Consider the following 13,363-nt stretch of genomic DNA (forward strand, 5'->3'; position numbering starts at 1 on the left):
CTGACGAACGGAGCTACCCCATGACCGACCTGAACCCCGCCGAACGACGACTGCGGCTGATGATGAGTGAACTGCGAGAGGCGTCCGAGTTCGAGGTGCACGATGCCCTGCCCGGCGTCGTCGACCCCGTGTGCGAGGACGTCGACGCGGCATTCGCCGATCTCACGGTGTCCACGGGTATCTCCCTGGACGGCGCGCTGAAGGACTGTTTCGTTCGTTTCGACCGGTGCTCGGCCGGCTGGAGCATGGAAGGTTCGGAGAACGGCCTCTCCGGAGAGTTCTGCATTTCGCACCTGCCCGCCGTGGTCGCCAGCGAGGCGCCGCCCACGGCGACGGAGCTCATGACCCAGGACGAACGGCAGCGGTACGCGGAGTTCAGGGTGCTGGACGATCACCCGGTGAGCGGGACGGGCGCCTTCGCGGCGCTGCGCCTGAACCCGGAAACCCCCACCCCGGAGATCTGGTACCACGACTTCCACTACAACCTGGGCGGCTTCCGGATGGCCCTCGACCACTGTCGCTACCTGGACGCCCTCACGCTCACCAAGGGGACGTTCGGCTGGCAGTTCCTGTTCTGTGATGTCTCCTTCGCGGACGACGACTTCGTGGGCCTGGGGGACGAGCTGGGAGAAATGCTCGACGTCTTCCCCCGCCTCTTCCCCGACCACGACTACACGGACCTTCGCGCCCGTCTGGAGGCCCGCCTGTGACCCGCTACGCCGACATCCCCAAACCCATCCGCTCCGGCATCGTCGTAGTCAACCCCGACACCGGCACCCCCCAACGCATCATCGTGCTGCAGTTCAACCCGGACACCCTGGAACGCAGCGTGAGCCCCCAGTCCGCCGGTGACAGCGGGGACGCCGGAGGCGGAGGGACCGGTAGTGGTGACAGGAACGAGGCGTTGCGGCTGAAGGGCCCCGCGCAGGAGACCTGGAAGTTCACCGCCGAGATCGACGCGACGGATCAGTTCGAGGTCGCGGCGCCGGACGGGATTCATCCTCAGCTCGCCACGCTGGAGATGCTCGTACAGCCGACCACCGCGCAACTGCGGGCCGCGAGCAAGCTGTCGCAGAAGGGGGCCATCGAGATCAGTCCGATCGAGATGCCGCTGACGCTGTTCACGTGGGGGAGCAAGCGGGTCATGCCGGTGCGGTTGACGGAGTTGTCCGTGAACGAGTCCGCCTTCGACGTGAATCTCAATCCCATCCGCGCCTCCCTCAGCATCGGCATGAAGATCCTCACCGTCAGCGATCTGCCGGCCGGGCACCGCGGCGCCGATCTCTACCTCGCGCACCTCGCGCAGAAGGAGCGGCTCGCCGCGGCGGCAAGGGGCGGCAGCCTCGGCGCGCTGGGGCTCGGCGGCGGACTCGGGGCAGCGGTGAGCGCATCGATCAGGAGGGGCTGAGCCACACCATGGCCGACATCGAACCGTACGAGAGCGCCCTGGACGCCGTCCCCGGGGCTCATCCGTATCCACGCACCAGCCGGTACCACGACGCCGAGATCGGGGTGCACCGCCGCCCCGACGGAACCGAAGTCCGGTACACCAAGCGCCGGTTGCTGCCGCCCCTCGACGACGGCGGCCACCAGGAGGCCCAGCCCCATGTCGTCGGCGCGGGGGAGCGGCCCGACCTGCTCGCCCAGCGGTACTTCGGCGACCCCGGGCAGTGGTGGCAGATCGCCGACGCCAACCCCGTACTCGATCCGCGGGAGTTGACCGACGAGGCCGGGCGGATCATCGGCATACCGACCGCCGGCGGCTTCCCGCAGGGGGACCGGCGTGTTTGACCTGCCCGTGGGGCAGGGCCCCGTGCACATCACCCTCCTCATGGGGCCCAAGCTCGCCCGCCCCGTGCCCGCCGAGGTCACCGAGGCCCTGCTCTCCGCGCAGATCACCGCCACCGCCGGCGAGCGCAGCGGGTTCCAGCTCGCCTTCGACCTCACCAAGAACGGCATCATCAGCCGCCGGCTGCTGCCCGAGGGGTACTTCGATCCGAAGACCCGGCTGATCGTGACCGTCACCGTGCGGGGCACGGCCGCCGTGCTCTTCGACGGGCTCGTCGTACGGCAGGAGGTCGGGGCCAGCAACCGGCCCGGCCACTCCACCCTCACCGTCACCGGCGAGGACCTCACCCTGCTGATGGACCTGGAGGAGCGCACCGCCCGCTACCCCAACCTGCCGCCCTCCGAGCGGGCCCTCTCCATCCTGCGCCGCTACTCCGACTACGGCATCCGGCCCGACGTCTACACCGAGAAGGTCGCCCAGCCCCCGCACCAGGACCTGCGCGTGCACTACCAGACCGGCACCGACCTCCAGTACGTCACCGAGCTCGCCCGCGCCAACGGCTACACCTTCTACCTGGAGCCCGGTCCCAACCCCGGTCAGTCGTCGGCCCGTTGGGGCCCCGAGGTCCGGCTCGGCATCCGCCAGCACGCCCTCAACGTCAACATGGACGCCCAGTCGACCGTCGACCAGCTGACGTTCGCGTACGACGGGACGGCCAGGGAAGAGCCGCAGGCACGCTGGCAGGACCCCGGCACCCGGCAGTCCACGCTGCTGCCGCAACCGCCGATCAGCCCGCTGCGCCCGCCCCTCGGCAGGCGCCCCACCCCGGCCCTGAAGCGCAAGACGCTGTCCGGCACCGCCAAGCAGCAGCGCGAGCAGGCCGAGGCCGAACTGCTGGCCCGCGCGGCCGTCTCCGCCGACGTCGTCTCCGGCTCCGGCTCCCTCGACGTCAACCGGCACGGTTACATCCTCCAGCCGCGCCAGCTCGTCGGCGTACGGGGCGCCGGGCGCGCCTACGACGGCGACTACTACGTCAAGTCCGTCACGCACAACCTGCGTCCGGGCTCGTACCAGCAGAACTTCACCCTCTCCCGGGAGGGTCTCGAAGCCCGCAGCGACTACGTCCGGCCGTAACCCACACACACGCAACAGCCCCCGCGACCATCCTCCAGGAGCATCCCCACCATGGCGGCACCCAGCAATCGCTACCTCGGCAAATTCCGTGGCCGGGTCGTCGACAACAACGACCCGCTGCGCATCGGCCGCGTCACCGTCGAGGTCCCGGACGTGCTCGGCGACGAGCCGTCGACCTGGGCGCTGCCCTGCCTGCCCTTCACCGGTCCGGAGTCCGGGCAGTTCGTGGTGCCGCCGCCCGGCGCGGGCGTGTGGGTGGAGTTCGAGCAGGGCGACCCGAGCTTCCCGGTGTGGACGGGGTGCTGGTACGGCGCAGCCGAGGAACTGCCGCCAGACGCGCGCCGCGAGCTCCAGGCGAACTCGCCGAGCAAGCCGGTCGTCGTGCAGACACCGCAGGCGCACAAGCTCGTCATGAACGACACACCCGGCGCCGAGCAGGGGATCCTCCTCCAGGCACAGGGCGGCGCCTACATCCGCATCACCAAGGAAGCCGTGGTCATCGCGACCGGCGCGGGTGCCGAGGTCGTGCTGCGCGGACGTGAAGTGACCATCAACGAGGGCCAGTTGACCGTGCTCTCGAAGCGATAGACGACGGGGGATCCAGCAAGTGACAGGAACGAACAGAAGACTTCTCGACGCCGGCACCGTGCTCGGCTGCCCGCACGGCGGACGCGTCACCGCGGCCACCCCGCCCTCCGGCGGCGTCCGGGTCGCGGGTGCCGCCGTCGCCACGGCCGCGCACTCCTACGTGGTCACCGGCTGTCCGCACACCGTCCACCGGGTGCCCTCGCCGTGCGTCACGGTCCGCTGGACCGCCGACACCACCGGCATCACGGTCGACGGCGCGCCCGTGCTGCTCGACACCTCCGCGGCCCAGTGCTTCAGCGCGGCCTTCGTCCCGCAGGGGCCGCCCGTCGTCCAGGCCGCGCAGCGAAAGGTCACCGTCCGATGAACCCCACCAGCCGGGCCGCCAGGCCCCGTTCCGACATCGCGTTCCCCTTCCGCGCCGACCGCCGCGGCCGCACCGCGCACGCCACACACGGCGAGCACGTGCACGACCTGATCGAGCAACTGCTGTTCACCAGCCCCGGCGAGCGCGTCATGCGCCCCGACTTCGGCTGCGGACTCCTCGACCTGGTGTTCGCGCCCAACAGCCCCGAGCTGATCAGCACGCTCGAACTGTCCGTGCAGGCCGCGTTGCAGCGCTGGCTGGGCGACCTCATCGACGTACAGGCCCTCGACATCGTCAGCGAGGGCGGCGAGGACGGCGTCGTCCGCGTGTACCTGTCGTACGCCGTCCGGGCCACCGGCGCCCGGCGCGACGACGTCTTCGAAGGGAGGGCCGCCGCATGACGACCGGCACCACAGCGTCCCGCCGCGGCAAGGTGAGGGCCGCACAGCTCAACGGCGTCGACACCGTCGAGACCGGCGACGACGGCCTGCTGCTCACCGTCACCTTCCTCGGCAAGGCCCCGCACGGCCTGTGCCCCGAGAACGTCCGCATCGACGGCGGCCGCCGCGTCACCGGCATCGCCGCCGTCGACGTCAGCGTCGAACGCGAGGAGGACCCGGAGCTCGACGACCGGCTCTACGTCACCCTCGACCGGGCCGGTGACACCTCCCGCTACCGGCTCTCCCTCGTCGAGACCGACCCGTACGGACGGCCCGGCACCGAGCCGTACCGCGGCTTCGACCAGCGGTACCACAGCGCCACGTTCTCCTTCCGGCCCGACTGCCCCACCCCCTTCGACTGCGAGGACGAGCACCGGCCGGAGCCGGACTTCCCCGCCGCGCCCGTCATCGACTACACGGCCCGCGACTACGAGACCATCCGCAAGCTGCTCCTGGACCGGCTCGCTCTCACCACCCCCGACTGGGCCGAGCGCAACCCCGCCGACCTGGGCATGACCCTCGTCGAACTCCTCGCCCACACCGGCGACCAGATCAGCTACCAGCAGGACGCGGTCGCCACCGAGGCCTACCTCGACACCGCCCGCCGCCGGGTCTCCGTACGCCGTCACGTCAAGCTCATCGACTACGCGATGCACGACGGCTGCAACGCCCGCGCCTACGTCACCGTCCGGACCGCGGAGGACCGGACGCTCGCCCCGGGCACGTTCCGCTTCGCCTCCGTCGACGTACGCAGCCTCGACCCGCACGACCGCCCCGAACCGGGCACGGTGATCGACGAGGCCGACCTCGGAGACCTCGACGAGCGCGGCTCGGTGGAGGTCTTCGAACCGGTCGTCGCCACCGACCCGCTGGAGCTGCGGGTCGCGCACAACGCGATCCGGCTGTGGACCTGGGGCGGCGAGGTGTGCACCCTGCCGCGGGGCGCCACCGCCGCCACCCTGCGGGACGCGTGGGTGGACCCGGAGACCTGCCGCGAGCGCCGGCTGGCTCTCCGGGCGGGCGACGTGCTCGTCCTGGAGGAGGTGAAGGGCCCGCGCACCGGCACCCCCGGCGACGCCGACCCCGCCCACCGCCAGGCCGTCCGGATCACCTCCGTCACTCCCGGCCTCGACCGGATCGAGGACCAGCCGGTCCTGGAGATCACCTGGGCCGCCGAGGACGCGCTGCGCTTCCCGCTCTGCCTCACCACCCGCGGCGGACGCGACTGCCTGCCCGTCGAGGACGTCACCCTCGCCCGCGGCAATGTCGTCCTCGCCGACCACGGACGGACGCTGACCGGCCTGCCCGAGACGGTCACCGTGCCGCCCGTGCCCGCCGTGACCGCCCCCTGCGACCCTCCCGCCTTCGGCTGCCACGACACCGAGGAGGGCAACGCCCCCGCACGGCTGATCAACGCCCTGACGGACAAGGCCGAGTCGGGCCGGGCCCTCGTACCCGACGACGTCCGCGAACTCTTCGACGTCGTCGGCGAGGCAGCGACCAACCGTGCGGGCCTCGGCCTGGAAAGCGCCGGACAACGGCACGAACAGGTCGTGCCCGGCACCGCGTACGCCCAGGCCGCCGCCCTGCGCACCCTGCTCGCCCAGTCCGTCTACCCGGGCATCGCACCCCGCTTCCGCCCGGTCCTCGGCCGTACGCCCGTCACCCAGGCGGTGCCCTTCCCCGACCCCGGCACCGTCGCCGCCGGACAGGCCGAGCGGATCGCGGCCATCCCGGGCCGGGTGCGGCAGCGGCTCGTCGAGTTGTGGCGCAGCGCCCGCGACCGGGACGGGCTCGGCCAGGAGGAGATCGCCGAACTCGCCGTGATCTACGGCCTGAACGTGCTGGAGCGGTTCGAACTGCACCGCCACCCGGTCCGCGGCCTGCGCGAACTGCTCTACCGCAGCGACCAGTTGCTCGACACCAAACTGCGCCGCGTCGAGGTCCTCGCCGCCCGCGCCCGGGCGGGAACCGTCCTCGACGGGCACATCGCCTGGGAGATCGCCCATGCCTGGGGCCCGGCCTACGCGAGCGGACTCCACCCCGAGGAGACGGTGCTGCGCGGCTCGGCGACCGCCGCCCTCGCCCAGGACCCGCGCCGGGCGCTGCCCGCCGTACACCCGCACGACGGAAACGGGACCTGGGAGCCGCGCCGCGACCTGCTCGACAGCGGTCCGCGCGAGCGGCACTTCGTCGGCGAACTGGAGGACGACGGACGCCTCGCCCTGCGCTTCGGCGACGGCCGGCACGGCGCGAAGCCCACGCCCGGAGCCCGCCTGGAGCTGCGCTACCGGCTCGGCGGCGGCACCGCGGGCAACGTCGGCGCCGAGGCCATCAACCACCTGGTCGTACAGGGCGACTGCGAGGCACCGGCCGCCGTGGTGCGCAACCCGCTGCCCGCCACCGGCGGCACCCGGCCCGAACCCGTCGAGCAGGTACGCCAGCTGGCCCCGCTCGACCTGCGCCGCACCCGGCTGCGCGCGGTCACCGCCGAGGACTACGCCGCCCTCGCCGGCACCCTGCCGGGCGTGCAGCGGGCGGCGGCCGAGATCCGCTGGACCGGCAGCGTCCAGGAAGCACACATCGCGATCGACACGTACGGCACCGCCGACCCGTCGCCCGGCCTGCTCGACTCGGTCGCCCAGGCCCTGGAGACGTACCGGCGCATCGGCCACGACCTGGTCGTCGGGCCCGCCCGCCTGGTGCCGCTCGACATCGCGCTGAGCGTCTGCGCCGAGCCGGGGCACCAGCACGGGCAGATCCTGGCCGAGCTGTACCGCGTGCTGGGCAGCGGACGGCTGCCCGGCGGACGGCTCGGCTTCTTCCACCCCGACGCGCTGACCTTCGGCGAACCGGTCCGGCTCAGCCGCCTGGTCGCCGTCGCCGCGGCCGTGCCCGGGGTGGAGAGCGTCGAGGTCACCCGGCTGCGCCGGCTGTCCGAACAGGACCGAGGAGAGAGGGAGGACGGCGTGCTGCGGCTCGGCCCGCTGGAGATCGCCACCTGCGACAACGACCCGGACCGGCCGGAGAACGGCCTGCTGGCGATATCCCTGGGAGGTGCCCGATGACGGACCCGCACCCGGTCCCCGCGACCGACGACTGCGGCTGCGGCGGCGCCTGCCGCGGCGGCCACGACGAGCGCCTCGCGCCGCAGCCGCCGCACAACCCGCCCGGCCGCACCGCGCTGGACTACCGCGTCGGCGAGTACGGATCCTTCCTGGCCGCCCTGCTCGACCGGCTCGCCTCGCCCGCGTACCCGGCGCTGAACCGCCTCACCGTCCGCACCCCGGACGACCCGGCGATCGGCCTGCTCGACGCCACGGCCGTCCTCGGCGACCTGCTCACCTTCCACTCCGAGCGGATCGCCGACGAGGCCTACCTCCGCACCGCCGACGAGCACCGCTCCCTGGTGCTGCTCGGCCGGCTCGTCGGGCACCGTCCGCGTCCCGGTGTCGCCGCCGCCACGCACCTGGCGTACACCCTCGAACGCGACCCGCGCGCCGAGGCGCAGAACGTGCTGATCCCGCGCGGTGCGCGCAGCCACAGCGTGCCGGCCTCCGCCGATGAGGCGTCGCTGACGTTCGAGACCGCACGGGATCTGACGGCCCGCTGGGACTTCAACGAGCTGAAGGTCCGTCGCCGCCGTCCCTCGCTGCTGACGCCGCAGGACCTCGAGAAGCGCTCCGAGCTCTTCGTCGAGGGCACGGGGCTCTCCCTTCAGACCGGCGATCAGCTGCTGTTCGTCTTCGGGGAGGGGGCCGGGGGCGCGCGCAAGTTGCTGCCGGTGGCGAAGACGCGGGTCGACCGGGACGACGAGATCACGGCGATCTCGTTGCCGAAGTCGGCGCCGCGCACCGTTGAGGAACTCGTCGACGAGGTACGGCGTTGGACCGCCGAGCCCGCTGCCCCCGGCGAACCGGGGGAGGAGCCGCCCACGCCGGAGGTTCCCAACCCGCGGCCGGTCAGCCGACTGATCGAGGACTTCGAGGACCAGGTCCTCGAACCGCTGCGTGACGACCTGGACGGGGTCAAGACGCCCGAGCGGCTCGCGGGCCGGCTCGCGGAGCCTCTTGCCCGGCTCGGTGAGGCGCAGGTGCTGGCTGCTCCGTATGAGGACGTGGCGGCGTGGTTCGAGCGGTTGGAGGCGGTGCTCGCGGAACTCGCCGAGCGGGCCATGGAGTTGGCGCCTGCCCAGACGGATGCGGGTGGTCTGCCGTCCGCGGCGCCGTCGGGGCAGGTCGCGCAGTTCCCCGCGCCCCTGGAGGACCATGAGCGCGCTGCCGCTATGGAAGCCCTGGGTGTTGTACTTCCCGCCCTGCGCGCCACCGCCCCCGCACCCCGGGGCGCCACCGGTCGGCAGCTCCCGGGCACCGACACCGCCCGTCTCCTCTCCGCCCTCAACCCCGGCCTCGGCAGCCTCTACCCGGCCTGGCGCACGGCCGCCGCGCCCGGCAACCCGCAGCTTCTGCGTGAGCTGCTCGCCCTGCGCGTCACCGCGGCTCCCTTCGGTGCCACGGCCCCGCTGAAGCCGGTCCAGGACGATCGCGGCAGGGTCATCCGCACGGCCGACTGGCCGCTGACCGGTGCGGTGCTGGCGACCATGCGGGTCGTCTTCGACACGGCGGGCAAGTCCCCGGTGCGGGCCGAGTTCCAGTACGTCGAGGGCAGCAGCTCCGACCAGCGCGCGGAGAACCTGCCCGTCGCCCAGCCGGTCACCTTCACGCTCGGCCCCGGCCAGGTCGAACTGTCCGTGCGCTCCGGCCAGGACCGCGACCTGAGCTGGCTGAACCGCCGTCCGGCCGACTCCCAGGAGCCCGGTGTCACGGCCCGCTACCTCTCCGCCCTGCCCGAGCGCACGCTCTTCGTGTCCCGGCCCGACGACGAGGGCCTGGTCCACGTCGGCGTCCACAACGGCACCTCCGAGCAGATCGCCCTGCGGCCGGGCGCCAGTGAGCAGTTCACGCACGGCGACCACGAGGTCAGCCTCACGTACACGGTGGGCAGCGCCGAGCCTCATGTCGAGGTCGTGATCGCCAGCAAGCCGGAGCCCGTCAACCGCCGCACGCTCCAGCTGGACACCGTGCACGAGGGCATCACCGTCGGCAGCTGGGTGGCGATCCAGCGGCCCGCCAAGGGAGTCGAGGGCGGTGTGCCCGGCGATCCGAAGCTGGCGTTCGTCACCACGCAGGTGGTGGCCGCGCGTACGGCCGCGTACACCAACTACGGCATCACCGGACGCGGCACCGAACTCACCCTCGCCGACCCCTGGCTGGACGAGTTCGACGTGCTGCTGTCGCACATCCGCGACACCACCGTGCACGCGGCCGGGGAGCGTCTGCGGCTCGCCGACGAGCCCCTCGGGGAGGACGTGCACGGCAACGAGATCGAACTCGCCCAGCTGTACGAGGGGTTGCGGCCCGGCCGCACGCTCGTCGTGGCGGGGGAGCGCGGCGACCTCCCGGGCACGGCCGGCGTCAAGGCCACCGAGGTGGTCACCGTCGCCGCCGCCGACCCGGCCGTCGACCCCCGGCTCCCCGGCGATCACGTCCACACCCGGCTCACCCTCACCGCCGACCTCGCCCACCGCTACCGTCGCGAGACGGTCCGCATCCTCGGCAACGTCGTCGAGTCCACCCACGGCGAGAGCCGCGAGGAGGCCATCGGCAGCGGCGACTCGGACCGCGTCAACCAGACCTTCGCGCTCTGGCAGTCCCCGCTGACCTGGCTCGCCGACGACAACCCCCTCGGCGCCACCCCCGTGCTGGAACTCCGCGTCGACGGCGTGCTGTGGCACGAGGTCGACAGCCTCGCCGGGCGCGGCCCGACCGAGCGGGTCTACATCAGCGGTGCCACGGCCGACGGCCGGACGACCGTGACCTTCGGCGACGGTGTGCACGGCGCCCGGCTGCCCTCCGGCCACGAGAACGTCCGCGCCCGCTACCGCTTCGGCACCGGCAGGGCCGCCAACGTGCCCGCGGACCGCGTCACCCAGCCCCTCACCCGGCCGCTGGGCGTCACCGCGGTCACCAACCCGCGTCCGGCCACCGGCGGCGCCGACGTCGACGGCCCCGGCCTGACCCGCCGTACGGTCCCGCTGGCCGTGTCCGCGCTTGACCGGCTGGTGTCCGAGTCGGACTACGAGGACTTCGCCCGCTCCCGCGCCGGCATCGGCCGGGCCTCGGCACGCGAACTCTTCGACGGGCGGCGGCGCGTGCTGCACGTGACGGTCGCCGGAACGGATGATGTGCCCATCGCCCCCGAATCGGACACCCTGCGCGCCCTGCGCGGCGCCCTCACCGAGTACGGCGACCCCAACCTGCCGGTCCGCGTGGACGGCCGGGAACTGGTCCTGCTGCTGATCGCCGCCCGGGTGAAGGTGGCCCCCGACCACGCCTGGCACACCGTGGAGCCGCGCCTGCGGCAGGCCCTGCTGAACCGGCTCGGCTTCGAGGGCCGGGAGCTGGGCCGGCCCGCCCGCCTCTCCGAGGTCCTGGCCACCGCCCACACCGTGCCCGGCGTCGACTACGTGGACGTCGACGTCTTCACCGGCGTGCCCGCCTCCGCCACACCGGAGGAGCTCACCGAGCTGCTCACCCGGCCCGGCCCGCCCAAGGCGTCCGTCCCCGCGCACGCGGCCACGTACGACGAGAAGATCCACACGGTCCGCGCCGAGAACGGCGAGACGCTGTCGGAGATCTGCGCGAAGTACGGCGTCCCGCTCGCCGAGCTGCTGCGCCTCAACCCCGACATCACCGACACCCGGCGCCTGCCCAAGGGCCGGTCGGTGTTCGTCTTCCGCGGCATCCGCCCGGCCCAGCTCGCGCTGCTGTCGCCCCGCGCCGCGGACACCCTGATTCTGACGGAGGTCAAGTGATGTCCCCGGATTCCCAGTTGGAGACGCCGGCCCCGGTGGTGCCCAGGGAGCCGGACGGGCTCGCCGACCTGCTGCCCCGCTGGCACCGGCTGCGCGACGCCGAGGAGGGCGAGCCGCTGCGCGCGCTGCTCGCCGTGATCGCCGAGCAGGTCGACCGCGTCCGCGACGGCGTCCAGCAGGGCTACGAGGATCTGTTCGTGGAGACGGCGGCCCCCTGGGTGCTGCCGTACCTCGGCGACCTCGTCGGCTACCGCACCCTGCCCGGTTACGAACGCGTCCTCACCACCGGCCTGCACGACGGCGGCCGGGCCGCCCTCGCCGAGGCCGTCGCCCCGCGCCGGGACGTGGCCGCCACGGTCGCGAGCCGCCGCCGCAAGGGCACCCTGCACCTGCTGGAGGAACTGTCCGAGCAGGTCGCGGCCTGGCCGGCGCGCGCGGTCGAACTGTCCCGGCAGGTGGCCCACACCCAGCCGGTGAAGCTGTACGGCACCGGCACCCACCGGGGCGAACGCGGCCGGCTGACCGACCTGCGCGACGGCGCCGAACTCGCCCTCGGCGGCGGCCCCTTCGCGAACAGCGCCCGTACGGCCGACGTCCGCCGCGCCGAGTCACGGCACCGGCAGGGCGGCTGGACCCCGGCCGGCGTCGCCCTGTTCGTATGGCGGCTGAAGTCGTACGCACTGACCCGGACCCCCGCCTACTGCATCGACCGGGCCCGCAACCTCTACACCTTCTCGATCCTCGGCAACGACACCCCGCTGGTCACCAAGCCGTTCCCGGAGCCCTCGCCGACGCACATCGCCACCGTCGACAACGTGCCGGCGTTCGTCACCCGCCGTCTCCTGCACGACCGGCTGCTCGACTACTACGGCCCCGGCAAGAGCTTCGTCATCCGGCGCGACGGCGAGGACAACCCGGTACCGCCCGCGGACATCGTGGTCGCCGATCTGTCGGACTGGCGCTACCGGCCCAAGCGCGGCCAGGTCGCCGTCGACCCCGAGCTGGGCCGGATCGCCTTCGGCTCGCGGTCCGCGCCCCGGCAGGGCGTGTGGGTGGACTACCACTACGCGTTCGCGGCCGACATGGGCGGCGGCGAGTACGAACGCGACCGTGAGCCGCGCCCCGACGCGGAGTTCTACCGGGTCGGGCCCGGACAGCCGTACCGGCAGATCATGGACGCCTACCGGGCCTGGCAGCACGACCGCCGGGCCGGACGCACCGGACCCGACGGCATCATCGAGATCACCCACAGCGGCGCCTACCAGGAGCAGCTGGACTTCGACCTCGACCCGGGCGACCGGCTCGAGGTGCGGGCGGCGGAGGGCACACGCCCCGTGATCCGCCTGCTCGACTGGTACAGCAACCGCCCCGACGCGCTCAACATCCGCGCGGTGTCGGAGGACTGCGCCCCGCACGAGCGGCCGCGTGTCGTCCTCGACGGGCTGCTGGTCGCCGGCCGCGGCATCAACGTGACCGGCGCGATGGGCGCCGTCGTCGTACGGCACAGCACGCTCGTGCCCGGCTGGTCCCTGGAGCCCGAGTGCGATCCGCACTCGCCCGAGGAGCCGAGCATCGTCCTGGACCGCACCACCGCCTGCCTCCAGATCGAGCACAGCGTCCTCGGCACCATCGAGGTCATCGGCGACGAGGTGGGCGAGGACCCCCTCGACATCCACATCCGGGACAGCGTCCTCGACGCCACCGCCGACGACCGCGAGGCCCTGTCCGCCCCGGACTGCCGCCACGCCCACGCCGTGCTGCACCTGCACCGCACCACCGTCATCGGCGAGATCCACACGCACGCGGTGAAGATCGCCGAGAACAGCGTCTTCACGGGCCGGCTCCACGTGGCCCGGCGCGGCATCGGCTGCGTGCGCTACTCCCGTGTCTCCAGCGGTTCGCGCACGCCGAGCCGGCACCGCTGCACGGACACCGGGCCGTCGTTCACGTCCCAGCGCTACGGGACGCCCTGGTACGCGCTTTTGTCCGACCGATGCCCCGAGGAGATCCGGCGCGGCGCCGACGACGGCGCCGAGATGGGCGCCTTCCACGACCTGTACCGGCCGCAGCGCGAGGACGGCCTCAGGGCCCGGCTCGCCGAGTACACGCCGGCCGGCACCGACGCCGGGATCTTCTTCGTGACGTGAGCCGCACCGCCACCGACTTCGTGAACC

At 73.0% G+C, this 13,363-nt stretch carries 10 protein-coding genes; all 10 read left to right on the plus strand.

All coding sequences use genetic code 11. The annotated features are described in order from the left end of the window. Positions 1–20: 20 nt before the first annotated feature. From ACFT4A_RS30815 to ACFT4A_RS30860, 10 genes are read left to right on the plus strand one after another with little or no spacing between them, the layout of a single operon-like run. Positions 21–710 (plus strand): hypothetical protein, encoded by a 690-nt coding sequence (locus tag ACFT4A_RS30815; protein WP_382836450.1) that lies wholly within the window; start codon positions 21–23, stop codon positions 708–710. After that, positions 707–1,408 carry a hypothetical protein gene (locus ACFT4A_RS30820; protein ID WP_382836453.1) on the plus strand — a complete coding sequence of 234 codons (702 nt, stop codon included), beginning with the start codon at positions 707–709 and terminating at the stop codon, positions 1,406–1,408. The genes ACFT4A_RS30815 and ACFT4A_RS30820 overlap by 4 nt, the downstream gene beginning before the upstream one ends. Positions 1,409–1,416: 8 nt before the next feature. After that, positions 1,417–1,791: a hypothetical protein gene (locus ACFT4A_RS30825; protein ID WP_382836455.1), complete on the plus strand. Its 375-nt coding sequence runs from the start codon at positions 1,417–1,419 to the stop codon at positions 1,789–1,791. Then, positions 1,784–2,923, plus strand: a complete 1,140-nt coding sequence (locus ACFT4A_RS30830) for a hypothetical protein (RefSeq protein ID WP_382836458.1) — start codon at positions 1,784–1,786, stop codon at positions 2,921–2,923. Before ACFT4A_RS30825 ends, ACFT4A_RS30830 begins: the two co-directional genes overlap by 8 nt. Before the next feature lie 51 nt (positions 2,924–2,974). Continuing rightward, positions 2,975–3,511: a phage baseplate assembly protein V gene (locus ACFT4A_RS30835; protein WP_193483451.1), complete on the plus strand. Its 537-nt coding sequence runs from the start codon at positions 2,975–2,977 to the stop codon at positions 3,509–3,511. A gap of 19 nt (positions 3,512–3,530) precedes the next feature. Beyond that, a complete protein-coding gene (locus ACFT4A_RS30840; RefSeq protein ID WP_382836461.1) occupies positions 3,531–3,875 on the plus strand; it encodes a hypothetical protein in 345 nt (114 codons plus the stop codon). Next, positions 3,872–4,276, plus strand: coding sequence for a GPW/gp25 family protein (locus ACFT4A_RS30845; RefSeq protein ID WP_382836464.1), 405 nt, complete (start codon positions 3,872–3,874; stop codon positions 4,274–4,276). Before ACFT4A_RS30840 ends, ACFT4A_RS30845 begins: the two co-directional genes overlap by 4 nt. After that, positions 4,273–7,383 carry a putative baseplate assembly protein gene (locus tag ACFT4A_RS30850; protein ID WP_382836467.1) on the plus strand — a complete coding sequence of 1,037 codons (3,111 nt, stop codon included), beginning with the start codon at positions 4,273–4,275 and terminating at the stop codon, positions 7,381–7,383. Before ACFT4A_RS30845 ends, ACFT4A_RS30850 begins: the two co-directional genes overlap by 4 nt. Beyond that, complete coding sequence (locus ACFT4A_RS30855; RefSeq protein ID WP_382836470.1) at positions 7,380–11,189, plus strand: putative baseplate assembly protein; 3,810 nt, start codon at positions 7,380–7,382, stop codon at positions 11,187–11,189. The genes ACFT4A_RS30850 and ACFT4A_RS30855 overlap by 4 nt, the downstream gene beginning before the upstream one ends. Then, positions 11,189–13,336, plus strand: coding sequence for a hypothetical protein (locus ACFT4A_RS30860; RefSeq protein ID WP_382836472.1), 2,148 nt, complete (start codon positions 11,189–11,191; stop codon positions 13,334–13,336). Before ACFT4A_RS30855 ends, ACFT4A_RS30860 begins: the two co-directional genes overlap by 1 nt. Positions 13,337–13,363 lie beyond the last annotated feature (27 nt).

This window comes from Streptomyces sp. NPDC057099, assembly GCF_042671245.1.
Classification (GTDB): Bacteria; Actinomycetota; Actinomycetes; order Streptomycetales; family Streptomycetaceae; genus Streptomyces; species Streptomyces purpurascens.